The organism is Paraburkholderia sp. J10-1 (assembly GCF_905220165.1).
GTDB lineage: Bacteria > Pseudomonadota > Gammaproteobacteria > Burkholderiales > Burkholderiaceae > Paraburkholderia.
In genome coordinates this window covers 33555-59080 of the sequence record NZ_CAJMYW010000017.1, presented here as the reverse complement: position 1 = coordinate 59080, position 25526 = coordinate 33555, and the positions used below count along the sequence as shown (strand labels likewise).

Here is a 25526-nt window from a genome sequence, read left to right as displayed (position 1 = left end):
GCGCGCGCGGCACTCAACGCGCGCAAGCGGTTCGAATGGAGTCGATCACTTTGTGCTCTACGCGTGGCTGTCGACGTTCGTCGTGAACCCGCTGCGCCCTGACAGCATGCCGCGGCCAGGCTTCTCACCTACGTCCCGCTGGGCGTGTTCGCATGGATGGAGCGCGCCGTATTTACGCTCCTCATCACGCATGCCATACGATTCGTACTGCTTGACACTGTTCGGCACGACTGCCAACGCACTCGCCGCCTTCAGCTCGCTCTGTCTTGCCGCGCCGTGTTTCTCCTGGCTGTACCGGCGCTACGCGAGGGCCGTGAGGGCTAGCCTCGACCGCTGAAGCCGCTCACGATACCGCCACGCGCCGCGTGAACAGGCGCCGTGTCAGGTCGAAGGCAACGAGGTTGCCCGAGACGACCAGCAGAAGGCCCACAACCGCAAGCAAGGACCAGCGGTATCCCTCGTAGACCGTCGAAACCGCCAGCGCCACGATCGGGAACAAGACCGTGCAATACGCCGCGCGCTCGGGACCGATCCGGCCAACCAGCGTCAGATAGGCCGTGAAACCGATCACCGACCCTGCCACGACGAGCCAGGCCAGCGCGCCGAGGTAGCGCGCATCCAGTTCGAGCTTGAACGGCAATCCGGCCACGGCGCTGCCGGCCACGAGCACCGCGGTGCCGATCAGCATGGCCCAGCCATTCGTCACGAGCGGGTTGAGCCCCATCGACTGCATGCGGCTCGACAGCAAATTGCCCGTGGAAAAACACAGCGTGCCGAGAAACGCCACCGCGAGGCCGAGCCATACCGTCTGATCGCCGATATGGCCGGCCATCTGCTGCAGAAAGAGGCACACGATCCCGATCAGGCCCAGTGCAGCCCCGCCCACGGCCGTGGGTTGCAGCGGCCGGCCCAGGAAGATGCGCCCGTTGATCGAATTCAGGAGCGGCGCGGTCGAGAACACCACGGCGACGAGCCCGCTCGGCACGACGCTCTCGGCATAGTAAAAGCACAGGAAATTGAGGCAGAAAAGCGCCAGCCCCTGGGCGACGAGATAGCGCCATGCCGCGCGCGGCGGCCAAATCGGGCGGCGCATCGCGGCCAGCAGCGCGAACACGAGGAGCGCCGCGAGCCCGAAACGCCAGGCGATCGAAACGGGCGCGGGCACCACGCCAAGCTGCCACTTGATCGCGATCCAGGTGGTGCCCCAGATCAGGACGGTCAGTACGTAGAGTAGAAGATTCATAGCCGGAAAGAACATCGAGTCGATGCCCCGACTATGGCGCACACGCGCGGCGCGGACTTGTCCAGGATTGCGCATTTCTTGCCTGCGCCCTGCCGTGGCCGGTAGTCAGCGGGGCGCGCGAGTATACTTTGAAAACCCATCTCGACAACCCGCTTCGACGCCCCGATTACCGACTTGCAAGCCGCCGCCCCGACCATGAACGCCCAGGTGTCGCTTCCCACGCCCTCGCCCACTGAGACGCCCTTTGGCCTGCACTCGGTGTGCCGCACGCTGAGCGCGGCCAATGCGACGCTGGAGCGCTTTGCCTGGCTCGGCGACCAGTTTGCGGCCGCTGTCTGGACCCGGGAAACGCGCGAGGCCGAGACCGTCTACGATCGGCCGGGCCATCACACGCTGTCGTGCTATCTCGACGGCGGCTACCGCACCGAGCGGCAGAAACTGCCCGGCGTGTATGGCGCGCCAAGCCGGCTCTGCGCGCTTCCCGGCGACCATGAATCGCGCTGGTGGGTGCGCGGCCACATGCATTTCATGCATCTGTATTTCCTGCCCGATCACTTCACACGGCGGGCGGTGCGCGAACTCGACCAGGAACCGCGCGAACTCACGCTGGCCGACCGCACGTATTTCGAAGACGAGCGGATCGCCGTTCTCTGCCAGGCGCTCGCCAACGAGAACTGGGCCGATCCGGAGGGACTCCTGCGCAGCAACGAAACGGCGCACGACGTGCTGAGCCTGCTGCTGCGCAGTCAGGGCGTGCGGCGTCCGGGCGCGGCCCTCAAGGGCGGTCTCGCCGTGTCGACGAGGCGACGCCTGCGCGACTATATCGAAGCCCATTTGGGCGAGACACTCACGCTCGGCGCGCTGGCCGATGTGGCGTGCCTTTCCGAATACCATCTCGCGCGCATGTTCCGCGCCTCGTTCGGGCAACCGCCGCATGCATGGATTGCGGCTCAGCGCCTCGAACGCGCCCGCCTGCTGCTGCGCACGACCGCGCTGCCGCTCGCCCAGATTGCAGCGCAGTGCGGGTACGCGAACGCGAGCCACTTCAGCCATCGCTTTCGCGACGCGTTCAGCGCCGCGCCGAACGTCTATCGTCAAGCATTCCTGAAGTAGTCACCCGCGCCGCCGAGGCTTTGTCACAATGATCGGTGCGCGCCTGCAACGAGGCGCATTTCCCGAAGGAGAGCGTGATGGCGGAGCTTGTGACTTGTCTGTGGTTCGATGAAGGCAGAGCGCGCGAAGCGGCGCAATTCTACGCCGCGACTTTTCCGGACAGCCATGTCGAAGCGGCGCATGTTTCCCCCATACCGGGCATTGGCGCGGGGGCTGAGCTGATAGTCGAATTCACGGTGCTCGGCCGGCGCTTCGTGGGGCTGAACGGCGGCCCCAACTTCCAGGCGAATCAAGCGGTGAGTTTCATGGTCGAGACCCATAGCCAGGAAGAAACCGACCGCTACTGGAACGCCATCGTCGGCAACGGCGGGGAGGAATCGGACTGCGGCTGGTGCAAGGACCGCTGGGGGTTTTCGTGGCAGATCACGCCAAAGCGCCTGCTCGAATGCGTCTTCGGCGCCGATCGTGAAGCCGGCAAGCGCGCCATGGAGGCGATGATGCAAATGCGCAAGATCGACATCGCCGCGATCGAGCGCGCCGCTGCCGCGAAGTAAGCGGCCGCGCACCGTGGCGTGAGCGCGGCGCAAGGGCGCTTCCTGCGGCGCAGCTGGGAAATCTACGTGCCTATCTGCTGACCGCCCTGCTCACGCTCGTTTCTGGCGCGCTACTCGCGCTGTTGCACCTGAACCCTGCCGCCGCCGATTTGAGCGGCTGGGCGTCGTTCGCCTCGCATCCCGTGCGCGAGACATTGCACGTCGTGTTGCTCGCGCGCCAGCCCTGGCTGTCGAGCGTGCTGCCGATGTATGTCATATTTGCGCTGTGCGTGCCCGCTGCGGTGCCCTTCGCCCGCCGCGCGCCGCTCTGCACGCTGGTCTGCAGCTTGCTGCTCTGGGCCTTCGCGCCGCTGCTCGCCGCGCTCATCGGCGCGCGCACGTTCGCGAACTGGCCGTTCGACCCGTTTGCGTGGCAGTTGATGTTCGTATTCGGCATGCTCTGCCGGCTGCACCCGGTTCCGCCCGCTTTCAAGACCTCGGAAACCGCACGCTGGCTGGTGCGATTCGCGTTCGCCGCCGTGGCGCTGTTCGCGGCGGTTAAATGGTTCGTTCTGGTTCAACCCATGCCAGGAGACATGAAACAGCATCTCGCCTTCGCGCGCGTCGTCAACTTTATCGGCATTGCCATGGTGGCGGCGTATTTCGTTCATCGCGGGACCGTCGCTCGGATCGCCGCGCGCTTGCCCGCCGTCGTGACCGTGGGCCGCACGGGGCTCGTGTGCTTCGTCGGCGGCACGCTGATCCCGGTGATCGTCGACACCGCCACGCCGCACGCGCTGCACGGCGTGGCGGCACTCGGCGCCGCACTGGCCGGCGACATTGTCTCGATCGGCGCAATGCTCATGCTCGCCAAGGCTTGGTGCGGCACGCTCGGCCGCCAGAAGGAGAAGGTCCGCGCGAGGGTCAACGGAGCCCGCTGCGGATGATGCGACGGGGCAAGCGCGCACTTGAATCCCTCAAGGCGATCGCCGTCGCCACGCTCACGCTCATCGCCAGCGCTCACGCTTTCGCCCAGCACACGCCTGCGCTGCCGCTGCATTGCGTCGACCTTGCCGGCGCGCTGTTGCCGGCCGCGAGCATCGGCTTGCCCACCAACGGTGCGCTCGTGCAAAGCGCCGCGATGATCCCCGCGACCGCCACGGGCAATCTCAACGGCGACTTCTGCCGCTTGACCGGCGTGATACGCGCCCAGAGCGCCGGCACGCCGGACATCCGCTTCGAAGTGAACCTGCCGAGCCGCTGGAACGGCCGCGCGCTGCAGTTCGGCGGTGGCGGCTACAGCGGCGTCGTGGTGACGGGAACCGGCCCGATGCCCTTCTCGCCGGAGCGCGCGCCGCTCGCGCGCGGCTATGCGACCTTCGGCGACGACTCCGGCCACAACGGCACGTCGTCGGAAGGGAACTTCGGACTGCTCGAAGAAGCCGTGACCAACTTTGGTTACGCGCATTTGAAGAAGGCGCATGACGTTGCGCTCGCACTGATCACGCTCGGCTACGGGCGGCCGCCGGAACACATATATTTCGCAGGCGGCTCGACAGGCGGCCGCGAAGGCTACACCGTGATCCAGCGCTATCCCGACGACTACGACGGCGTGATCGCAAATTCGCCCGCACTGAACTTTTCGGGCGTGCGCTTGACAGGCGTTGTGGTGGGCCAGCACGAATACCGCACGCCGGGCGGCTATCTTTCGCCGCAACTGCTGGAGCACGTGTACGCGCGCGTGATGCAGGCGTGCGATGCGCTCGACGGCGCTGCGGACGGCCTCGTCAGCGACGTCGAGAGTTGCCGCGAGAAAGAGCCCGCGATCATCGACGCGCTGCGTTGCTCCTCGCAGGACCAGCCAGATCGCCAGCATGCCGCTGCAGACGACTGCCTCACGCCGCCACAGGTCGCGACGCTGGAGAGCCTGCGCGACGGCCTGCGCCTGCCCTATGCGCTGGCCTGGGGGGCGGACAGCTATCGCGGCTACAACGTCTTCCAGGGTACGCGCTTCACGAGCATGCTGGGCCTCGCGCATTCGCCGCAGCGGTTGCCTCAACCGGGGTTCGTCACCAATGGCTACCTGTACGCGCAGGGCGACGCGTACCTCAAGTATTTCATCACGCACGACCCGACGTTCGATGCGACGAATTTCGACGTGATGCATCCCGGCCGCTACCGGGAACAGCTTTTCACGCTGTCGGCCACGATCGGCGCGATGAATCCGGACGTCTCGCGCTACCTCGCGCGCGGCGGCAAACTCATCACCTTGCAGGGACTCGCCGACGAGGTAATCAGCCCGAACCAGACGATCGCGTATTACCAGGCGTTGATCGGGCGTTACGGCGAAGCGCGCGTGGACAGTTTCATGCGCCTTTACATGGTGCCGGGTTACCAGCACGGCAATGGCGCGTTCATTCCCTCGGTGGATCTGCTCGGCGCGCTCGACGACTGGGTCACGCACGGCAGCGCGCCGGAAACGCTGTTCGCGACCGACATTGCGCAAGCCACGAACGGCCGCACGCGGCCACTGTGCCGTTACCCGGCATTCCCGCGCTATTTGGGCAAGGGCAACGCGAATCTCGCGGCCAATTTCACGTGCGTGATGCCGTAGCCGGAAACATGCAACGGCGCACAACGGCCCACACTACGCGTTCTGCTCCCGGCGCGCGGCACGTTGCGGCAGCACCACGATGCAGCCGACGATAAAGATCATCAGCAGCACGGATGCATAAAGCCGGCTGAACTGCAGGCCGCCATCGGCTAGCGGCTTGTCGAGCAGGTCGCCCAGCGTCGCGCCGAGCGGACGCGTAAGCACGAACGCGAACCAGAAGAGCGCCGTGCGCGAAACGCGCGGCCACAACCACATCAGGCCCACGATCACGAGGCTCGCGCCAAAGATCGCGGCGCCGACTTCGTAGCCCACACCGAGGCCGCCACGGTCCTCGCCCGCCACCCAGTCGCCCAGCGCCGTGCCGAGCGTTTGCGAAAACAGGATCGTAATCCAGTAAAACCACTCGACGCGCGGCGTCGCGACGCTCTCGATCGACACGGAGCCTTCTACGCGATACCAGATCGCGAGGCTCGCCACGAGCAGCAGCAGAATGATCGACACGCCGCCGGGATAGCCCACGCCGAGCGAACGGTCGCAGAAGTCGGCAAGCGTCGTGCCGAGCGTGGTCGTGGCGACGATGGTCGCCCAATAGAGCCACGGATAGAAGCGCTGTGCGCGGATCTGCGCCGACACCAGCACGACGAAGCACGCGAAGAAAATCAGCGTGCCGGCCAGATAGCCCAGATTCAGCGACATCGTCACCCAGTCGCCGCCGGTTTCGCCGAGCGTGGTGCAAGCAATCTTGATGATCCAGAAGCCGAATGTCACGGCGGGAACCTTGCTGAGCGCTTCTTCGACGAAACTTCGAGTGACGGTAGACATGAATACTCCTTGCGCCGCATGAGGGGCGGAACGATATAGCCTCGGACTATATGCTGCCGTTGCTTAACTAAGCCTTAACTACGACTCAATATGCGCAAAGCGCGCACCATGGCTTGCGCATAAGCAAGTTCTAAGGTTCGCTGCGTAGTCTGCTGGCATGCGTCGTGATAATCGGACGGCGCAATGTTGAATGAGCGGTTGCACAAACGGGTTTTGAAAATTCCGTCCATTCTTCAGTAATCCAAATCTTTTCTTACCGTCTGGAGTCAGCATCATGAAACTTGCCATTGCTTCCGCCATTCTCTCGCTCGGCGTTGTCCTGTCCCCCGTCGCCTTCGCACAGGGTGGCGACTATCCGATACAACGCCCGCAGATCCAGCAACAGACCGCTCCGCAGCACGCCAGCACGCAACGCACCGACGACTCCGGCTACGGCACGGAAAGTTCAGGCACCTCGAACGCCTCTCTCGCGCAAACCTCGCGCCATGCCGCACTCATGTCACACGAAGATCGCAACGATCTGTTCACGCATCATTGATGCGTGAACAGATCGCCACGATGGCCTGAAGCGCGGCGCACTCGCGTTTTTCACACTCCGCCGCGCCGCTTGTCCCGCGCCAGTTCGTTCGGCGGCAAGCTGTCGCTTTCCTGCAGAGGTTCACCGGCAAGCCGGCGCTTGCCGGCCTGATCGCTGGCGTTATTCGGCCTGTCTCCTTCCACATCGTATTCGGCGGCGATCTGTTTCTCTGCGCGGCTCCAGTATTCGTCCGCCCGTCCTTCGGGCGCGCCGTCGTCTTGCCAAAGTTGATAGGCGCGTTTGCGGATGCGCTCTTCCCGTTCGTCATTCATGGTCGTTCCTCCGATGTGCGCGCACGAGCGGCGTCGCAACCGGCTAGCCCCGGCTGCGATTGACGCGCTGCCTGTGCAACGAGCAAACACAGTGCCCGTTGCGTGCATCATACTCACGCCACCATCGTCGAATCCCTGTTGAGGAAGATCGTTCATGACCGGCACGAGCACGCTACGGCGCGACGGGCGATCACAGCTATTTCGGCTATCTGGAAGTCGACGACGTGAACGCGCTGCACGAAGAAATCGCGCAGAAAGAGGCCATCGGCCTGCAGCCGCCGGGTGACCGACCGTACAGGATGCGCGAATGCACCGTGGCCAAGCCGGAAGGCCACCGGTTCGTCGTGGGTCAGTCCATTGACTGAGCCACGCACGATGGCAGGCGTTTCATAACATCCGCACGTTCACTCAGCGCGACAGGGCGAAACCCATGCGCGCAGCCCAGCGGTGCTGGTTGTAATCGAGAAGATCCTCGCCATAGCCGTTGAAATAGCCGATCCAGAAGTACCCGCCCCAGGCATTGCCGAACAGCTTGGCAAGCGGGTATGTGAATTGCGCATCGACGCTGCCGTACCACGATTTCGTGCCCTTTCTCAGCGTAGTGGCGAGTTGCCAGCCATCCGGGCTGCCGTACTTGATCAGCAAATCGACGTAGCCGCGATAGTCGGCAATATTCGAATTTTCCCCTGCAATGTGCGTGTAGCCATAGATCTTCGGCGCGATGGTCAGGTGGTTCGCATTGATATCGCCGAAGTCCCAGATCGGCTTCAGGTAGAAATAATCGAGGCCGCGCGACTCCGGTCCGTCTTCGCCGTTCGAATCGTGCTCGTAGCCCACTTCGATCCCCATGCGGGTGAACCATTTCGACCGCCACCCGGTGTCTTCGAGGTAATAGAACAGCGCTGGCATGTAGCTCGTATCGCGGAACGGCGCGGAATACTCGTTGATGTCCCACAGTGAGGTTTGCGTATACGCGAAATAAAGGTTGTCGACGAAACCTCGCGAGCGCGGGTCATCCGGCAGTACAAAGCGGAATTTGAAGCTGACCTGGAATTTCGCGAGATCCGAGTCGTTCGAGGCAAAGCCGTCCGCGAAATAGTTCGGCTGGTAAAACGAGAAGCGGCCCAAGATCATGGTGGTCAGATCGGGCACGAGCGAATTCGAAGGCTTCACTGTGGAGGGCGGCATTTGCGCGGCGAGCGACGCGTTGCCCGCCATCGGCCCTTCGGCTGGCACGATGGCGAGCGGGGTCGATGCGGGCGCAACCGCTGCCGTCGCTGGCGCCGCCGGTGCCGATGCTGGTGCCGGTGCGGCCGCATTCGCGGTGGCCTCGCGCGGCTTGCGCGTGAGAATAACGACCGAAGGCGACACGTCCACGCCTGGCACGTCCACTCTCACGGCGCCGCGCGCCCACTCGGGCCACGGCGCGCTATAGCTCACCGCCTTCATTTCGCCGGCTGCGAGCCGCACGTGCTCGGGCGCGCCAGCATCGCGCGTGAGCAGCACCGCTCGCGGCAATTGCTCGCCATTGGTGAGCGCAATGCTCAACGTGCGCGGCACGTCGACCGAGGTGCCGGAGGGCGCATCGCCGGTATAGACGATCGTCACCACGAGCGGCTCGTCGGACCTGGCTTCGCGCGGCGGCCGCGTGATGGACACAGCGGCGTGGCTCGCCGGCACATAGCCCGCGAGCGTGGCCGCGGCCAGCGCGAGGCACCCCAGCCTTCCCCATGGCTGCCGGACGCGCTGTACGGAACGGAAAGCGGATTCCCTGCAAATTGCCATTCGATTCGCCACGTTGCCTCCTTGTATCGGCAGAACGATTCGCCGCGCAGCGAATCCAGTCGATGCTGTTCTACGAGTGAAGCGTGGTGCTTTCGGGAATCGTGCCCTATTCCCTTGTGTTACAGACAGGCCGCCAAAATTGAATTGTTTGCCTGCGCTGCTATGATCGAAAAGGTTCGTTCCGGGTCGCCGGCAATGACCAGCGAACGCTTTTTGCGAGGACTGACAATGAAACCTGTCCTGCTTGCACTAGCCCTGCTCGGCGCTTCCACATGCTGGGCGCAGGCCAGCGCTCCGGCTGCATCGTCGCATCAGCATCACACTGAAACCGTCGACGACCGCGTGAAAGAATTGCATGCCGAACTGAAGATTACTCCCGCCGAAGAGGACAAGTGGGCGAAAGTGGCCGACGTCATGCGTAATAACGCCAAAACGGTCGACGATCTAATCCAGCAGCGGCACGATAACGCGCAGCAGCAAACCGCGGTGGAGAACCTTCAATCGTGGAATGAGATCGCCCAGGCGAATGCCGATGGCAGCAAGGCGATGCTCGATGCCTTCTCGGCGCTATACGCGGACATGCCCGATGCGCAGAAGAAGCTTGCGGACGCCGCTTTCCGGCCCGAGCAAGCGCACACGAAATAACCAGCCGCGAGCGCCGGCAATGCGCGCTCGCGACGGAGGATCGACGATGAAACTCCGTGTGTTGAAGTTTGCATTCCTTTGTATCGCGCCAACGCTGTGCGCGATGCAAACCGCACAGGCGCGCGTGAACGTCAATGTGGGCGTGGGCATCGGTATTCCGGGGGCGTTCTACGCGCCGCCGCCGCCCGTTGTCTTCATGCATCCCGCGCCCATGTGGCCGCCGCCGGTCGTGTATTCGCGCCACGGCTTTTCTCCGTGGCACCATCCCCCGCATTTCAGGGGCCCGAGACACGTCCGGCATCCGGGCTGGGGACCGCCGCCACCGCGCTGGCGCTAGAGGCGGACGTGCAGTAATTTTCGGTAAACAAAAAAACCACGGCTAGCGATAGCCGTGGCTCAACTTACGTCTCAAGCCTGCAATCAGGCGCCGAGCGCGGGATCGCTATAGCTCGGGCGCCCCGTTTCGACGTGGCCCGCAATGCGGCGCACGAAGGTCGCATCGCTATCGACCGTAATCGTCAGGTCGTACCAGCCGTACGCGTTGCGCAGGTCGAGATAGAGCGGCTCGGTGTCGCCGCCGGGCACGGTGCGCTGGATCTTCGCACCCGGGTCATACGCGTTGACGATCGTGAACTGGCAACGCGCGCCGCCCTTGTTTTCCAGGCGCAGTTGCAGGTTGCCGTTCGCCACATCGTAGCCCTCGGACACTTCGGGGCGCGCCGTTTCTTTGCCGCCCAGCCAGCCCAATCCGCCCGGCTTGACCTGCGTGCCCGCGAAGCGGCGCAGAAAGCCGTTCGGTCCATGCACGCTGAAGTCGTACGCGCCGCTCGCGCCAATCGCGAACTTGTCCTCCAGATGCTTGCCCGCTTCGACCGTATAGGTGCGCGGCGCGTCGGTGCTGCCCGCCGTATAGACGAGAAATACCGCGCCGGCACGGCCCGAATTGACGAAGCGCGCCGCAACGTCGCCCGAGCCGGCGTTCGCATCGAGGCGCACAAACAACTCATACGGCAGCGCGCGCGCGTTGCGCACGCCCGCCTCCTGCTTCGGCACGCTGCCCACGACCGGCGGGACCGGCACGTAGTCGGGGTGACGCAGCTTGTCGGGCGGGGCATAGCCCGTCGTGGAAGGCAGCGCGGGAATCGCCGCGTTAGGCGTGGCGAAGTTGAATGCCGACGTGAGGTCGCCGCACACGGCGCGGCGCCACGGCGTGATATTCGGCTCGCGCAGATCGTGATGCAGACCGAAGCGCTTCTCGATGAAGCGGATCACAGAGGTATGGTCGAACGTTTCCGAGCACACCCAGCCGCCGCGCGACCACGGCGAGACCACGAGCATCGGCACGCGCGGCCCGAGGCCATACGGCCCCGAGGCGTACTTGCTGCTGCCCGGAAAAATTTCGTTAGTGGTGTCGACGGTCGAGAGGCCGTTCGCGCTCGAAGCCGGCGGAAACGGAGGCGCGAGGTGATCGAAGAAGCCGTCGTTCTCGTCGTAGTTCACGAGCAGCACGGTCTTGCTCCACAGGTCCGGGTTCGACGTGAGAATCTGCAGCACCTGGTCGACGTACCACGCACCGTAGTTCGCGGGCCAGTTCGGATGTTCCGAATACGCTTCGGGCGCAACGATCCACGAGACCTGCGGCAGTGCGTTGTTCGCCACGTCCTGCTTCAGCACATCGAAATAGCCGCCGCCGGCGAGCACGTTCGTGCCCGTGCGGGCGCGGTCGTACAGCGGATTGCCGGGCTGCGCGTTCTGGTACTGATGGAAGTACAGCAGCGAGTTGTCGCCGTAATTGCCGATGTACGCGTTGTCGCCCGTCCAGCCCCATGAGCCCTTGGCGTCGAGGCCTTCGCCCACGTCCTGATAGATCTTCCACGTAATCCCCGCGCTTTGCAGCACTTCGGGATACGTGGACCAGCCATAGCCCGCTTCCGCGTTGTCGATGACCGGGCCGCCGCCGCTGCCGTCGTTGCCCACCCAGCCGGTCCACATGTAGTAGCGGTTCGGGTCGGTCGCGGTCATCGTCGAGCAGTGGTACGCGTCGCAAATCGTGAAGGCGTCGGCGAGCTGGTAGTGAAACGGGATGTCGTCGCGCGTGAGGTACGCCATCGTCGTCGTGCCCTTGGCGGGCACCCACTGGTCGTAACGGCCGCCGTTCCAGGCCGCGTGCGTCGTGGTCCAGTCGTGCGGCAGATCCTGGATGAACTGCAGGCCCAGGTTGGCCGCCGTGGGATGGAACGGCAGCACTTCGCCCGCACCGGCTGCGAGCGGCTGGTTCCATACAGGCTTGCCGGTGGGCAGCGTGATCGTGCGCGTGTCGCCGAAGCCGCGCACCCCGCGCAGCGTGCCGAAGTAATGGTCGAACGAACGGTTCTCCTGCATGAGGATCACGATGTGCTCGACATCGTGGAGGCTCCCCGTGCGATTGTTCGCGGGAATCGCGAGCGCGTTGCGGATGCCCTGCGGCAGCATCGTCAGGGCGGTGGCCGAACCGGCGCTCATCGCGGCGGTGCGGAGAAAGTCACGGCGGCTTCTCGATGTCATCTTGTGGTTTCCATCTTCAGGTTGAGAAAGGCACGCACGGCACGCCGCCTTGACGGGCGGCAGGCGGCAAGGCCGCGCGGCCGGGTACGTCAATCGGCGGTGTGAATGACAGGTGTGACAAGCGGTTCGATTTGCGCAGACTGCGCGTCTTGCGCGCTCCCGCCAGCGGGTGGCCTGGCCGGCGAGCGTACGGCGTTCGCGGGCAAGGCTACGCCTGCGTTTGCCGCATGGTTTGCACTATCTGGGAGATTCGCTGCAGGCGCGTCCGACGCCAGCGTGAATGCGTTGGCAAGCTGCGGGCTTTGCGAATGGCTGCCTGGCTGCGCTTGCGCGAGTTCGCGCGCGGCGTTCGCAGTGAGCGCGGCGCGCGTGTCGCTATCGCGTGCGCTGCATGCGCTTAACGTCGCGAGCGCGGCTGCGCATGCAAGCAGCATGGCGGGCGCGCGCATTGTGGTGAATGCAGCGGGCAGGCTCAAACGTTTGCGCGACGCGCCTGGCAAAAGCAAGCGCGCCGGCGCGGATTCGACCGTCATCGAAGTCTCCGTCCAGATAGAGGCACAACAACGGCTCGAGGAGCGGCCCGAGCGGGGCCTCGCGCATCACTCACGCAACAGCGCAGGCAGCGGCAAGGCAACGCCGAAGCATAGCGAAGCCGCTTTTAAGTTTTGTGACGGTGCGTGAGGCCGCTCGAATGGCGGCGCAGGCGGATTAGTCTCGCGCGTTGCGGATCTGCAGTTCCGCGTATCCGGTCGACGAATCGAGTTCGCGCGAGAAGCGGTGGCCGGGCAACAGCACCAGCAGCAGTTCGGCCGTGGTGCGTACCGTGCAGCCGTGCGCGACGTGGCCACCGAACACGCGGCCTTGCGCGTCGGATACGGACATGTGCAGATGCGCGCCATCGGGCGATACGGAGCCCGCGAGCGTGAGGATTTCGAGGTCGCCGCGCAATTCGGTCGGCGTTTCGATCCCAGCGAATCGCAACTGCGCGACGCTCAAGCTGCCGATGCCCTGGATGACGAACGCCGCATGCGAGGCGTGCTGGCTGAGCAGGCCCTCGACCGCGCCGCGCAGGTCGTCGCCGGGAGACAGTCGTACGGGATGGATTTGCATGCTGGGCTCGGGGTTGCCGCCGGTTTGTCGCATTCGGCACAGGTTAGGCCGGGTCGGCGAATGAGGCAAGTCGCACGATGTGCAACGGCCCGCTCAAAGCGGGCCGCATTTGCACTCGCACCTTCAATCGCCCATCACTGATGCGCGTAGATCGGACCCAGGCCGGGAATGTCGTGAGGCGCCGAAGCCACAGCCGCACCCGCTGCCGACGAACCATTCGCCACGCCGCCGAACGCCGATGCCACCGCGCCGTTCTGCGCACTCACCTTCGCTTCGGCCGCCTCGATGTGCTGCGGATAGTCGTTGTAGTCGGCGGCCGGGTTATAGCCCGCCTTTTCGAGTTGCACCAGTTCGGCGCGAACCTGAGCGCGCGTGAGCGGCTCGGCCGACTGCGCGAAGGAGACAACGGGAACAGCGACCACAGCGGCAACGATCAGCGACTTGATGAGGTTCATGGTATCCACCTGTAAGCAATGAGTTGGTTCGGTCCACGTTGGCGTGGCGCGTGCGTCCAGTCCTTTCGATGTCTGCCTGGCGACGTCGCTGACTGGCATGGGTGTATTTGAACGCCCGCACGTATCCCGCTTGTTTCCACGAACCCCTGCTTTTGCAAGCCTCCTTGTCCATTGCCGCGGTGGATACACAACGATACGAAAACCCCGCCGTACTGCCGCCCTATTCCCGCAGCTCGCTCAGCGACACGCCGTTCGGGCGCAGACGCAAGCGCGTATCGATGCGCTGCCACGGCAAATCGGCAGGGTCGGCGGCCATGGGGCCAGGCGCCTTCGCCACGAGATGCGCGGAGGCGATGGCGTCGAAATCGGCGCGATAGTGGACCGAACTCTTGTTGACGAGAATCTTCATACGCTCCGGCTCGATACCCGCCGCGCGATACAGATTACGGTCGAATATCTGCATCTTCACCGAGCTGACCGCGATCCTCACGCCGTCGATGCGCAGGCACGCCACCGGCCCGATCTCGGTCCACATGCCGTTCATCATCGGGCCGTCGAAGCGCACCCGCCCATCGGCGAGATGCTCCACGACGAAGCGCCCGGCGAGCGGCGCGTCGCCGGGCACGCCCGTGCCTCCCGCGAGCGCCAGTTCGATCGTCGCGCCCACGCCCGCCTCGTGCGCCTTGGCCGCCGCCTGCGGGTCCCAGATCAGGCCTACGGCCGCGTCGCGCGCGCCCTGGCGCAGCAGCGCACGCACGAGGCCCATGGTGTTCGAGTCGCCGCCCACGCCCGGGTTGTCCTGCGTGTCGGCGATGACGACCGGCTGCGTGGCGTGCTCGGCCAGACGCATGGCTTCGCGCACGGCGGCGTCGGGGTCGAGAAAGCGCACTTCCCAGTCTCGCTCCTGCGCCACGATGGCCGAAGCCAGCGTGTTCACCGCCGTCACCACGGCGGCTTCGTCGAAGCCGTAACCCCACACGGCCGCGCCGCATTCGGGGAAATCGGAGGCCGGAAAACCCGGCGCGAACGAAAGCGATACGACCGAATCGTCCTCCAGCTGCGCGAGATGCGCATACGTGCCGCGCGCCGGCTCCGCGAGCGTGCACATGCCGTTCACGGGAATCAGGAACGGAATGCGGCGCACGTAGCGCTTGAGCCTGCGCTCGGGTTGCGCCATGAGGCGCATGAGGATGTGCGCGGCGCGCGCGCCGGTTTCGGCCATGTCGACGTGCGGATAGGTGCGATACGCGACCATGGCGTCGGCGTGCGTGAACATCTGCTCGGTCACGTTGGCGTGCAGATCGAGCGAGACCACCAAGGGCAGGTCGCTACCCACGACGGCCCGCACACGCGCGAGCAGCGCGCCTTCGCCGTCGTCCAGATGCTCGGTGACCATCGCGCCGTGCAGGTCGAGATAGATGGCGTCGAAGCCGCCGCGCCGCACGGCATCGACAATTTCGCCGGCAATGCGCTCGAATGCCTCTTCGGTCACGTGTGCGGAGGCGCTTGCCCCCGCCCAGATGACCGGCATGAGCGTGTGGCCCGCCGCTTCCGCCGCCTGGATGAAGCCGCCAGCGGGCACGTTTACGTCGCGCAGCGAGAGCACGTCGGCGCCGCGCGTGAGCGGCGGAAAGCCCTCCCCCTGAACGAAACTTTGATAGCTGGCTTTCGTTGGGGCGAACGTATTGGTTTCGTGCTGGAAGCCCGCGATGAGAATCTTCATTTTACCTTTACCTCAGTTGCATAGGATGACTTAGCAAACCGGCTACTCGCGTTCAGTGCTTCGCGCTCGCGAGCCGGACGGAAAAGATCAGCAGCGCGCCGACGAGCGACACGCCCGCCATGGCGAGCAGCGCTGGCTGCAAACTGCCCGCCGCCGTCTTGATCCAGCCGATCGCAGCAGGCCCCCAGAATCCGCCGGAAAGCCCGATGGTGTTGATGAGCGCAATGCCGCCCGCAGCAGCCGGCCCCTTGATGTACTCGGGCGGAATCGCCCAGAAGACCGTGTAGGCCATCCACAGCGCCATCGTCACGAGCGTGAGCAGCGCAAGCGTGGGCGCCAGATGATTGCCGGTGGCCGCGCACAGCGCAAACAGCAGCGCGGCGGCCGCTGCGGGCACCGCGCAGTGAAAACGCCGCTCGCCGAGCCGGTCGGAACGGCGGCCCATATAGAGCATGCCCACCGCCGCCGCGACATACGGGATCGACGTGTACCAACCCAGCGTGATCAGACTGCTCACGCCCTGCGCCTTGAGAATGGCGGGCAGCCAGAAGCTGATGGCGTAAATCGACGCAATGATGCAGAAGTACGCGAATGCCAGCACATAGACCTTGCGATCGCGCAGCACGCTTCTAAACGAAGTCGCGTGCGCCTCGGGCGCGCCGACATCGGCTTCGATCTGGCGCTTTTCGTCGTCGCTCAGCCAGGCGGCGTCGGCCGGGCGGTCGGGCAGATAGAGGAAGGTCGCAATGCCGAGCACGATGCACGGCAAACCTTCCACGAGAAACATCCATTGCCAGCCTGCGAGCCCCGCCTTCCCCGCCAGCGTACTCATGATGGCCGCCGAAACGGGCCCGCCGACAATGCCGCCAATCGGACCGGCGAGGAACACCATCGCAATGGCACGCGCCATGCGCGAGGGACCATACCAGCGCGAAAGATAGAAGATCATGCCCGGCGCGAAACCGGCCTCGAACACGCCTAGCAAAAAGCGCATGGCGTAGAACGCGGGAACGCTGCGCACGAACAGCATGCACGCCGACGTGATGCCCCACAGCACGAGAATGCGCCCGAAGGTCTTGCGCGCGCCGATTTTGGGCAGCAACAGGTTGCTCGGCAATTCGAACAGCACATAGCCGATGAAGAAAATGCCCGCACCCACGCCATAGGCGGCATCGGAGAAGCCGAGGTCGGTCTGCATCTGCAGCTTTGCGAATCCGACGTTCACGCGGTCGAGGTAAGCAAACAAGTAGCAGATCAGCAGAAACGGCAGCAATCGCGCGTTGATCCTGCTGTAGAGCGCGGAAGCGTCAAGGCTTCTCGGGCGGGGAAGAATGGCGGCCATGTCCTGTCTCCTGGTGGTGGGCGTCGTGCGCAATACCATCCTGGCCAGGGCATAATTCGCCAGCAAGAGCAACAAAGTTCACACATCGTTCTTTTTCAGGCAACAGTCCCCTTACTTTACCTATGCGAACGAGGGCGCGATGCGCGAGATCAATCAGCAGCGGCTGCGTTATTTCCACGAGGTGCTCACGCACGGCACGATCCGCGGCGCCGCGGACAGCCTGAACACCTCGCCCTCGGTCATCACGCGGCAAATCAAGCTGCTGGAAGACGAACTGGGCGCGCAACTGTTCGAGCGCCAGGCGCGCGGCGTGAAGCCCACCGAGGCGGCGGCGCATCTGCTGGAGTTCTGGCGCGGCTATCGCGCGCAGCAAGAGAAGTTCGAGGACCAGTTGCACGCGTTGCGCGGGCTCCAGCAAGGCCGCGTGGATCTGGCCGTGAGCGAAGGCTACGTGGATGCGCTCGTTGCCGAGGTCATCACGCCGTTCTGCGCGCGCTATCCGAAGCTCGATGTGAGCCTCACGATGCTGCCCGTGGACGACGTGCTGGGCGAGGTTGCCGAAAGCCGTGCGCATATCGGGCTTGCCTTCAACCCGCCGCCGCATGAGCGCATCGAATATCGCGCGAGTTCGGCGCAGCCCGTCGTGTTGCTCGTGCGCCGCGACCATCCACTCGCGCTGCGCGGCACACCCGTCACGATCGACGACCTGCTGGCGTGGCCGCTCGCATTGATGCCCAGCACGTTCGGCATCGGGCATCTCGCGAAAATGCTGGCATTCGCGGAGAACGTCGAGATACGCGCGACGCTCACCACGAATTCGCTTACCGCCCTCAAGCGTTTTGTCGCCGCCGAAAATTTCGCGACGCTGATTGGCGAGTTCGCCGCCTCGCGCGAGATCGAAGCGGGCGAGCTCGTGACCTTGCCGATCGATCATGCGCTCTTTCAAGGCACGAAAGCGCGCGTGCTCGTGAAGTCAGGGCGGCCGCTGGTTGCGGCGGCGCATGAGTTGCTTGAGTGGATCCTGCGACGGATGACGATGTTTCAGGTGGCGGCGTACCAGGCCATTGAATAGTCCCGCGCATTGAAGGCTGCGCCGAACTGGTGAACGCGCCGTTGGGTTGCTTACGCATCGCAGTACGAACGGGTCTGCGAAGCCACCAGACGAGGTGCGGGCGTGCATTGACAGCGGCACAGGTCATCGCTCAACGCCTGCTGCCTTCCGTCCGGCCCTGTTGAGGAAACACGCGGCCCGACGCACGCAATATGCCCGATTGATTGGCATTTTTTGCACCAGACAGGATCGCTCTCGTAGGCGACGGGCAGGCCGTCAATCGGATCATCGCGACCGCTTGCCTGAACGCGCCCGCCCGCCGTTGTCGTATCGTCATCGCGAATATCGTAGCGTTTCATCTCTTTGCTCCCTGGATAAGCTCCGTCATGTCAATCTGGTTGGCGCAGAGCGGGGAGCGCCAGAACTACCGCGACGAAGTGCGGCTTCCTCATTTTTTCTGCTCCGTATCGAGAACGAGATTGCGTTCTGCTGCGACCAGCTTGACCGGGTCCGTTTTTTTCCACTGCGCCTTCGGCACCAGTACCGACCACTCGGCTTCAGATGTGTCACGGAAGAACGCCACCACTCCGACGTAGTTGGCGTCATCGCCGATCGGCTCCGAGACCTTCAGCGTCTGCCCCGGACCCAGCGTCACATCCCTGCTCCAGAGCGTTGCCACCTTGAGCGCGTCGCTGCCATCGAGCAGTTGCGCGTACGTCGCGGTGGCGAACGGCCCGTCATCTCTGAGCTGGTAGATGCGCAGCACCACCGGCAGCGATGCGCCGCGCGCATCCTGGTTCAGCGCGCCGCGTGCCGTGACGACGAGATTCATCTGCCTGACCTTCGTCTCGAAGATCGCGCGCGTGGCGTCCGCGGCACCATCCCTCACCGACTGCCACACCCCGCACGCGCTGAGAGTCAGCGCGAGCCCCACGCCGAGCGCGCCCCGCCTGATCCTCGTACGCATCAGAAAGGCGCTCCCTCGAAGTCGATACGCGGATAGACGGTCTTGTTGCCGTCGATCGACAGTACCAGTTGCACGGAACACTGCAGGCTTGCGTAGCGCCCGATGAAGTGGTTCAGCACGTCGCCGAACAACACGGCGTCACCCGGCCCGGCAAAAGTGCCTGCGTCAAGGTCAACCTCCATGCGCAGGACCATGAGTACATAGCCGCGCTGCAGGACCTGGTCGCGTGAGAAGCGTACTGACCGGATCGCGTCGATGCGCTGGGGAACGGCGTCGTCCGCCGTCCAGTCGTAGAGTTCGAGCACCTCGCGCAATACCGGCGCGCCTTCCGCTAGCATCCGGTTAAATTCGTTCATGCCGTTCGCGGAGAAGTGGCCAAGCACGCGAAAATCGTAGCCCGGGAAATAACGCGGCGGATACTGCGGCAGGCTCGGTCCCGTCAGGTTGCGTACCGACGCTATGCCGGTAAAGCCCGACACCGTCTCGGTGATCCTCGCCACCGTGAGCGCCAGGCGTGGCAGACGTCCGTTGTTCGCCAGCGCGCGCACGGTGAGATGGCGATCAGGCTCAGGGCGCCCCCCGTCATCCTGTGCGTCCCGATACGTACCTGCCCAGAGCTGTCCCGCGAGCGTCACCCACAGTTCCCGGCCCACCACCCCGTAGCGCGTCGCCGTATGGAAGTACCGCTCCGGTTGCTCATAGCGCAGCATCCAGCCGCGATGCCGGAAGCTCGTGAACGCCTGGTAGCCATGCCGCGCGCTGCCCTCCGGATCGGCGGCGGTCACCGACAGCACGTCAAAGGGTTCGACGTGATCTTCCACAGCCGCCTGCACGCGCACGCGGTGCCCTGTGTCATGCCAGTCATTGGGCTGCAGCGGCTGCGCATCGACCTCGAACAGGTTGATCACGGGCGTGCAGAAGAGGCGAAAGCTCTCGCGCCCCACCGGCTGGTCGCCAGGCATGCGGTCATCCAGCTCGATCTCGAAGGTCATCCGCGTTTCCCCCGCCGGCACCATCGCGCTGTCGAAGCCGCACAGGTCGATGAACTGGAACTTCTGCGGGAACACGAAATACTCCAGCAGCGTCTGTTCGCGGTCGACCGATTCGTTGCGTCTGGGGTCCGTGACCGGCCACAGCCGCGTTGACGGACCGAAACCCGTCGACTCGAAGCGCACCCCGGCGAGCGGCTGCACCGCACCGTCGCGAACCGATGGCAGGCGCAGCCCGATCGCGGCCACCTGGCGCGTGAGCGCCGCGTACAGCGCGGCGGCGGCGGGCCGGTCGCCATGCAGGTAGAAGCGGATGCGCGACAGGTCCGCATGCTCGCGCTGGTCCGCGAACCAGAGGCCCAGGGTGAGGCGAATGACGGTGCGCCCGTCTGCGCGCGTAGCCAGTTCCGCATTCTCGACCGACAGCGGCAACAGATCGACCGCTTGCGTCGTACGAAACGGGCACCGCACTCCAGCGGGGCCAACAGGCGCGGAGCGCACAACCGCCCCGGCGGGAATCTGCACCGTGACCGAACTTCTGCGGTTCAGGGGCATACATTCGATGATCGACAGCGACGGGATCGCCCGCGCCATGTGCTCATAGATATTGTCGAGCAACCCTTCGGTGAGCTCCGGCATGCCGTCGTCAAGCTTTTGGCGCAGCCGTGCCATGAGCATTGCGAAGCCTTCATAGACCGCCCGGACCTGGTCGTTTTCCTGACCGTAGAACATGCCGAGGCGGCGCGCAGCGTCGGGCTGGTTGCAGGCGAACTCACGGCCAGCCTCACGCAGATAGCGCATCTCGGCGTCAAAATATCTCAGGAAGGGATTGCCACCTTCCTGCTGGAACAGTTTCCACGGTGCCGTCATGGCTGCAACTCCGGGGGCAACGGTGGCAGGGAGGGCAGTCCGGATATCACGCCGGCACGGCTCGTTACAAAGATGCGCTCCGGCATCTGGAAGTCGCGCAGCTTGAGCAGTTCCAGCGGCCCGGCGCCTGTCTGTACACGCAACAGGTAATGCAGCGGTGCCGTGTCGCCGGTCGCCTTGGGATCGTCGCTGCTTGGCCCGGCGTTCCAGACCAGATCCACTCGCGAGTCGTCGAGCGGCTTCGCCTGGGCTTTCTCCAGCATCCGCAGGAACGCCCAGTCACCCGGTGCGTCGAACGCGAGACGAAGGCCCCCGTCGAGGGTCTGCCAGGTCAGCGACGCACGACCGCTCAGGCCATTGCCCGGCCACACGAGCGCCGACCAGGTTTCGCGCTGGTTGAAGTAGACGACCTGCTGCCCGTCTACCGTCAGTTCCGTGCGCGTGACGCCCGGCGTCGGCTGCGGCATGAGCGAGAAGTGGTAAGCCGCTTGGCCCTGCACGAAGAGGTGCGCGCCCATCGGCCCCATGAGGTGAAGCATGGCGAGGAATTTCGGATCGAACTGCAAAGACTGTGGCGCGAGTTCATTCGGCACCCATTCGTCGCCCTGACGCTTGAGCACGCCCGCCAGCTCGACCTCGATGAAGCGGCTGATGAGCCCCGTGTCGGGCCGTATGAAGCGCCCGAAATCGGCAAAGGACGCGTCGGCGCTCGTCGGCGAGAACGGATAGCGCGAGGCAAATGACGCCTGGAAGGGCGCGGCGACCGCAGAACGCCACGCGTCGTTCAGGCTCGCGGCGGCGGGCTGCAGCACGGCCAGCCAGGCCGCGTCGAGCGGCTGCACGAACAGGGTCTGGCCGAACCCCGCCCACTGCGCGCCGAGGCTCGCGGCAGTCAGCGCTGCGTCGTCACGCGCCTGCGACAGGTCCGACAGCTTGCCCTGGAAAATTGCCTGCGCGAGCGCGCGGGCCATCGACTGCGCGTCCGGGCTCGCCTGGATCTGCTGCAGCTTCAAGCGCACGGTCGTGTCGGCAGTCAGCACACGCGACAGGCTTACGCCGCTGAATGCGGCAGCATTCGCCGGACTGCCGTTACCCGGTTTGCCGCTGGCCGGTGCAGCATTCGGCTCGCCCATCAGCGCCAGTAGCGGACCAAACGTACGGTCCAGCGGATTGATGACCGGGGCCTGCGTCGCGTCGCTGTCGCCCCCGCCGAGCAGCCCCTGCGCCTTGCGCACCAGCGTGTCGGTGAGCGCCTGCGAGGGTCGGCCCGCCTCGCCCTGGTACTGCACCGACTTCATGACCGCCAGCAGCGGCGACGTCTGGGCGTCGGTCATGCGCGTGAGCTGGTCGATCACGCCGGAAAAACTCGTCGCGTGAATCCACTGGAAGCTGTTGAGCATGGTTGCCCAGGCCGACGTGTAGTCCGTGAAGTACCGGTCACGCAACCGCTGCCTGAGGTCGTCGGTCTCGTGCTTCGCATCGAGCGCCGCGCGTGTTGCGTCCACCGCGCCTTCCACGGCTGATGCGCCGGCCCGTGCGGCTGGCGGGTCACCGCTCAGCACCCAGTCTGCCTCGACGCGCTGTCCCTTCGCGGCGTCGTCGATCGCTTTCTCGATCACGCCATCCCATGCGGCGCGCGTGAAGATGCCTGGCACCGTTTGCGTGGTCTTGAAAAGACCATGTGCGTCCGCCCCGGCAAGCAGTGTTGCGAGGGAGATGTCTGCGTACTTGCCGCGCGCTTCGTCAAGGATGCGCTGGTACAGCACGTCGTCGCTGGCCGCGAGGCCAATCTGGTTCACGAGCGTCGAGCGCATCTGCATGACGAGCGGCTGCGACGCGACGATGCGCCATTCCGGATGTGTCTTGAGGTGGTCGGACCAGAAGCCCGCGAGGCGCTGCGAGGTGTCGAGCCATTCGCCTGGGCGCATGCTGGCCACAGCGGGCCAGACCTCCAGCATCTGCGCCTTCAATAGCGGGGCATCGACACGCGATGAAGTGGCGAGCATGAGGTACGCCTTGAGCCGGTTGTACGCCTGCTGCTGCGCGTCGTGGCTCTGCTGCTCGTCGGCGCGCACCTGCGAGAGCTGCGCGAGCTGGCCTTCGAGCGCCTGGACGACCGGTTGGCGCAGGTTGCGTGCGGCCACGATTCCGTAGGGCCGCCATAGCGCATCGAGCAGTTCGTCGTTGCGCGAAAGACCCGCGCGCAGGTACCACGGTGCGCCGTGCTGTTGGCGGTATTCGAGCATGGCGATCTGCTGCTGCAGGGCGAGCTGCGCACGCAGTGCCTGTGGGGTAGCGGGCGGCGCGGCAAGCGCCGCTGCTGCCGTTGTTTCGGCCTCCCGAATGAGCGACCGGTTGCCGAGTCCGGACACCATCAGCGTTGCCGTCCAGGCCAACACACCGACAAGGGCTAACTTCGCCAGTACGTCGGGCCAGTAAATACCGGCGCGGCGGCCGCGATAGTTGGGCGAACCCGCCGCGATCTCCCGCCACACCGGCAGCAGGGCGGCGGGCTGGTCGCGCGTCACGGTCAGCATCGGCGGCGCTTCGGCAGGCTGGCCGAGCGTACCACCTCCGTCTGCGACTGGTACTGGCACGTTGGTGGAACCCGGAAAGACCGGCGCGAACAAGACGCCCGCCAGCGGTGCGCGCAGCCAGTTCGACGAACGCAGCGTACGCAGGCTCCCCGCAATCCGTTCAGCGTGATCGCCAACGTACTTCGAGACCTCCATCATCCAGGTCATCCAGTGCGGCTCGCCGCACCGGCGCACCCCCTCGCCTGCTGTTTTCTGTTCCAGCTCGTTCAGTATTTCCGGAAGTGTGGCGGTACTCGCCCGCTCAAAGCCGCGCGGACCGTCCGGCAGGAACGCGCCCACCGCTTCGAAGCATTCCGGCTGGCTGCCGTTCGCCGCGACCGGATGCACGAAGGTGACGGGTGCCGCCCAGCCCAGCGCGGTAGCAATTCCCGAGAGCGTGCGAGCCAGTTCGCGATCGGGATCGTCGGCGCGGGCGACATGCACGACGCCGTCGACCGGACGACTGCGCCGCAAGTGCCGTATCTGTGCGAGCCACTTCGCCGCCTCGATCCCGTCGGGCGACGCATGCACGAGGATGGTTTCGTCCACGTGCATGATGCCCACCTGCCTGAGGCCTGGTGCGACCTGATCAACCCGTTCGTCCGTACCGTTCAGCAGCAGCCAGCGCAGACGGCGGCGCCAGAACCAGCCATGCGAGACGCGCAGTTCCTCATACATGCGCTGCAGACGAACGTCGCGCCGCAGTGCCTTCTGCGGCTTCGTCACGTCGCCGGTTTCCCGGCGAAATAATCGGCCAGCTATGGAGTACGCGCCGATAAAAAACAGAGCAAAGTGAAAGGCGACGACAACAATCAAGGCGATGAGGATGGCGATGATCACCCGCAACCGCGCCTCGCCGGGCGCAAGACCGAAGAGGTCCCCCCGTAACCACACAAGGCCAGCTGCGATGACGGCGACGATCAGGGCCGCGACCATCAGCCCCCATAGCGCGAGGCGTCCGGATGGCGCAGACTCCGCGGCGGGAGCCGGGTCAAGCGATCGCAGGTTCAGTTTCGGATCGATCATGCAGGGAGTGTTCAAGCAACGAAGAATCCTTCCCGGGTGCACCAGGCAGGACGTGAAGAATGGCGGACTGAACGCCATCAATGATCAGTTGCGGCCCATCTGCAGCGCCGCATTCGATGGCGGCGGCAACGGACAGCCAGCCACCCGCGCCACCGAGTTCGCCGACGATGCGAGTGGGCTCGCACTGAGCCTCGCTCGTCGCGACGGCATCCAGGTTCGCGATACGCAGCCCTCGGTTGCAGCGCTGGACGGCGCGCGTGATCCACGCACGCGTCACAGCGGTGGAGTCGGCGCGGCCCCATATCACGGAATTGGCGAGGCCGTACTCGATCTCGTCGGTGTTACCCTCGACGGGCCGATGGAGCCTCGCCAGCACGGATACGGCATCGGGCAGGCGATAGAAACCCGCGTCGAGCAGCACGGCGAGACACCCCTCCGTGCTGCCTGCAAGCGGCTGCCCGTCGTGCCAGGCGGCTGCGACGACGAGCAGAGGCCGCGCCTCGCGGGCATCGAGCCAGGCGTCGGCCACAAGCAGCCCCTGCGAAGCGGGTACCGCCTGCACGGCAAGCGGCGGCAGGCCAGCCAGGCGCAGTGCATCGGCTACCTGCTGTTCACGCGACGCCTCCTCGCCCGGTTCGGCCAGCACGCGCACCTGTGGCCAGTGCTCGCGCTCGTAGGGTGTGAGTGCGTACAGGCTCGCGGCAATCTGTCCGAGCGCGTATGCGATCCTCGGTACGAGTGGGCCGGCAGGTTTCTCTGGAACCGCCTCCACGACGGAATCGGGCCCGCTCTCCGCAGCGACATCGCTCACATCGTCTTCGCCGAAGGCCTGCGGCGGATCATCGAAGCGGCAATGCTCGATGACACCCGCGCCTGAGCGGGGCTGCTGCTGGCGTGGCAACGGCTCGCGAGCATGAATCGCGCGCGCAAGCGTCTGGCCATTCAGCGGGAGACAGTAGCCGACACCCAGCACCTGAAGCGGCCTCTGCGCCACACGGATACGCTGCGCCAGCCACTGGTCGCGATGGCCATTGCGCTGGTGTGCGCGATACCACATAGCCTCATAGCCTACGCGATCGACAGCATAGAGCAGCCCGAAAACTCCGTTCGGAATCCAGACGACACAAAACCAGAACCAGGCGCCGCTCGCCCGTTCGCCCTTTGGCCATAGCTGCAAAGCAATGGCGGCCCCGATCACGGCGCACGCCAGCCAGATGCAGAACCACCATGGCCAGAAGCGAGGCCGGCGCGGAAACTCACTCGGGCGTC

Annotated in this window: 24 protein-coding genes; 9 read left to right on the top strand and 15 right to left on the bottom strand. The window is 65.1% G+C overall.

The window, feature by feature from the left end; all coding sequences use genetic code 11:
• Window positions 1–343: 343 nt before the first annotated feature.
• Entirely contained in the window at window positions 344–1243 is a 900-nt protein-coding gene (locus U5A65_RS33700; RefSeq protein WP_321913615.1) for a DMT family transporter, read from the bottom strand.
• Between the two features lie 195 nt (window positions 1244–1438).
• Here U5A65_RS33700 and U5A65_RS33695 point away from each other — a divergent pair, with 195 nt between their 5' ends.
• The 4 genes from U5A65_RS33695 to U5A65_RS33680 all read left to right on the top strand — a co-directional run bounded on the left by U5A65_RS33695 (window position 1439) and on the right by U5A65_RS33680 (window position 5503).
• A complete protein-coding gene (locus U5A65_RS33695; protein ID WP_321937991.1) occupies window positions 1439–2356 on the top strand; it encodes an AraC family transcriptional regulator in 918 nt (305 codons plus the stop codon).
• A 77-nt stretch (window positions 2357–2433) separates the two neighbouring features.
• The gene (locus U5A65_RS33690) at window positions 2434–2910 is read left to right on the top strand and encodes a VOC family protein (RefSeq protein ID WP_321913616.1); all 477 of its coding nucleotides are present in this window, start codon (window positions 2434–2436) and stop codon (window positions 2908–2910) included.
• A gap of 53 nt (window positions 2911–2963) precedes the next feature.
• On the top strand, window positions 2964–3836 hold the full coding sequence (gene opgC / locus U5A65_RS33685; RefSeq protein ID WP_321949037.1) for an OpgC domain-containing protein: 873 nt from the start codon (window positions 2964–2966) through the stop codon (window positions 3834–3836).
• Window positions 3833–5503: a tannase/feruloyl esterase family alpha/beta hydrolase gene (locus tag U5A65_RS33680; protein WP_321949009.1), complete on the top strand. Its 1671-nt coding sequence runs from the start codon at window positions 3833–3835 to the stop codon at window positions 5501–5503. Before opgC ends, U5A65_RS33680 begins: the two co-directional genes overlap by 4 nt.
• Before the next feature lie 33 nt (window positions 5504–5536).
• On the opposite strand, the gene U5A65_RS33675 is transcribed toward U5A65_RS33680, so the two are convergent.
• Complete coding sequence (locus U5A65_RS33675; protein WP_321913618.1) at window positions 5537–6325, bottom strand: hypothetical protein; 789 nt, start codon at window positions 6323–6325, stop codon at window positions 5537–5539.
• A 274-nt stretch (window positions 6326–6599) separates the two neighbouring features.
• Here U5A65_RS33675 and U5A65_RS33670 point away from each other — a divergent pair, with 274 nt between their 5' ends.
• Window positions 6600–6863: a hypothetical protein gene (locus U5A65_RS33670; RefSeq protein WP_321949008.1), complete on the top strand. Its 264-nt coding sequence runs from the start codon at window positions 6600–6602 to the stop codon at window positions 6861–6863.
• A 50-nt stretch (window positions 6864–6913) separates the two neighbouring features.
• Here U5A65_RS33670 and U5A65_RS33665 read toward each other — a convergent pair whose 3' ends face one another.
• Window positions 6914–7174, bottom strand: coding sequence for a DUF2934 domain-containing protein (locus U5A65_RS33665; protein ID WP_321913620.1), 261 nt, complete (start codon window positions 7172–7174; stop codon window positions 6914–6916).
• A 224-nt stretch (window positions 7175–7398) separates the two neighbouring features.
• Here U5A65_RS33665 and U5A65_RS33660 point away from each other — a divergent pair, with 224 nt between their 5' ends.
• A complete protein-coding gene (locus U5A65_RS33660) occupies window positions 7399–7539 on the top strand; it encodes a hypothetical protein (RefSeq protein ID WP_321937942.1) in 141 nt (46 codons plus the stop codon).
• A gap of 43 nt (window positions 7540–7582) precedes the next feature.
• Here U5A65_RS33660 and U5A65_RS33655 read toward each other — a convergent pair whose 3' ends face one another.
• Window positions 7583–8971 (bottom strand): phospholipase A, encoded by a 1389-nt coding sequence (locus U5A65_RS33655; protein ID WP_321949007.1) that lies wholly within the window; start codon window positions 8969–8971, stop codon window positions 7583–7585.
• Between the two features lie 150 nt (window positions 8972–9121).
• Here U5A65_RS33655 and U5A65_RS33650 point away from each other — a divergent pair, with 150 nt between their 5' ends.
• Together U5A65_RS33650 and U5A65_RS33645 are read left to right on the top strand one after the other, a co-directional pair.
• Window positions 9122–9604: a Spy/CpxP family protein refolding chaperone gene (locus tag U5A65_RS33650; protein WP_321937946.1), complete on the top strand. Its 483-nt coding sequence runs from the start codon at window positions 9122–9124 to the stop codon at window positions 9602–9604.
• A 46-nt stretch (window positions 9605–9650) separates the two neighbouring features.
• The gene (locus U5A65_RS33645; protein WP_321913624.1) at window positions 9651–9941 is read left to right on the top strand and encodes a hypothetical protein; all 291 of its coding nucleotides are present in this window, start codon (window positions 9651–9653) and stop codon (window positions 9939–9941) included.
• An 83-nt stretch (window positions 9942–10024) separates the two neighbouring features.
• On the opposite strand, the gene U5A65_RS33640 is transcribed toward U5A65_RS33645, so the two are convergent.
• From U5A65_RS33640 to U5A65_RS33615, 6 genes are all read right to left on the bottom strand, one after another.
• Window positions 10025–12148, bottom strand: a complete 2124-nt coding sequence (locus U5A65_RS33640) for a phosphocholine-specific phospholipase C (protein WP_321949006.1) — start codon at window positions 12146–12148, stop codon at window positions 10025–10027.
• 89 nt (window positions 12149–12237) lie between these two features.
• A complete protein-coding gene (locus U5A65_RS33635) occupies window positions 12238–12681 on the bottom strand; it encodes a hypothetical protein (RefSeq protein ID WP_321937951.1) in 444 nt (147 codons plus the stop codon).
• A gap of 175 nt (window positions 12682–12856) precedes the next feature.
• Window positions 12857–13258, bottom strand: coding sequence for a PPC domain-containing DNA-binding protein (locus tag U5A65_RS33630; protein ID WP_321949005.1), 402 nt, complete (start codon window positions 13256–13258; stop codon window positions 12857–12859).
• A gap of 134 nt (window positions 13259–13392) precedes the next feature.
• Window positions 13393–13713 carry a DUF4148 domain-containing protein gene (locus U5A65_RS33625; protein ID WP_321949004.1) on the bottom strand — a complete coding sequence of 107 codons (321 nt, stop codon included), beginning with the start codon at window positions 13711–13713 and terminating at the stop codon, window positions 13393–13395.
• Between the two features lie 220 nt (window positions 13714–13933).
• The gene (locus U5A65_RS33620) at window positions 13934–15436 is read right to left on the bottom strand and encodes a M81 family metallopeptidase (protein WP_321949003.1); all 1503 of its coding nucleotides are present in this window, start codon (window positions 15434–15436) and stop codon (window positions 13934–13936) included.
• A 52-nt stretch (window positions 15437–15488) separates the two neighbouring features.
• Entirely contained in the window at window positions 15489–16778 is a 1290-nt protein-coding gene (locus tag U5A65_RS33615; RefSeq protein WP_321949002.1) for an MFS transporter, read from the bottom strand.
• Window positions 16779–16917: 139 nt separating this feature from the next.
• On the opposite strand from U5A65_RS33615, the gene U5A65_RS33610 reads away from it, so the two are divergent.
• A complete protein-coding gene (locus U5A65_RS33610) occupies window positions 16918–17850 on the top strand; it encodes a LysR family transcriptional regulator (protein ID WP_321949001.1) in 933 nt (310 codons plus the stop codon).
• A 50-nt stretch (window positions 17851–17900) separates the two neighbouring features.
• Here U5A65_RS33610 and U5A65_RS33605 read toward each other — a convergent pair whose 3' ends face one another.
• The 5 genes from U5A65_RS33605 to U5A65_RS33585 form a co-directional block, all read right to left on the bottom strand.
• Window positions 17901–18188 (bottom strand): PAAR domain-containing protein, encoded by a 288-nt coding sequence (locus U5A65_RS33605; protein ID WP_321949000.1) that lies wholly within the window; start codon window positions 18186–18188, stop codon window positions 17901–17903.
• Window positions 18189–18277: 89 nt separating this feature from the next.
• Window positions 18278–18796: a type VI secretion system lipoprotein TssJ gene (gene tssJ / locus U5A65_RS33600; RefSeq protein ID WP_321948999.1), complete on the bottom strand. Its 519-nt coding sequence runs from the start codon at window positions 18794–18796 to the stop codon at window positions 18278–18280.
• Window positions 18796–20655, bottom strand: coding sequence for a type VI secretion system baseplate subunit TssF (gene tssF, locus U5A65_RS33595; protein WP_321948998.1), 1860 nt, complete (start codon window positions 20653–20655; stop codon window positions 18796–18798). Before tssF ends, tssJ begins: the two co-directional genes overlap by 1 nt.
• Window positions 20652–24257 carry an ImcF-related family protein gene (locus tag U5A65_RS33590; protein WP_321948997.1) on the bottom strand — a complete coding sequence of 1202 codons (3606 nt, stop codon included), beginning with the start codon at window positions 24255–24257 and terminating at the stop codon, window positions 20652–20654. Before U5A65_RS33590 ends, tssF begins: the two co-directional genes overlap by 4 nt.
• Window positions 24223–25455, bottom strand: a complete 1233-nt coding sequence (locus U5A65_RS33585; protein WP_321948996.1) for a hypothetical protein — start codon at window positions 25453–25455, stop codon at window positions 24223–24225. Before U5A65_RS33585 ends, U5A65_RS33590 begins: the two co-directional genes overlap by 35 nt.
• Between the last annotated feature and the right edge of the window lie 71 nt (window positions 25456–25526).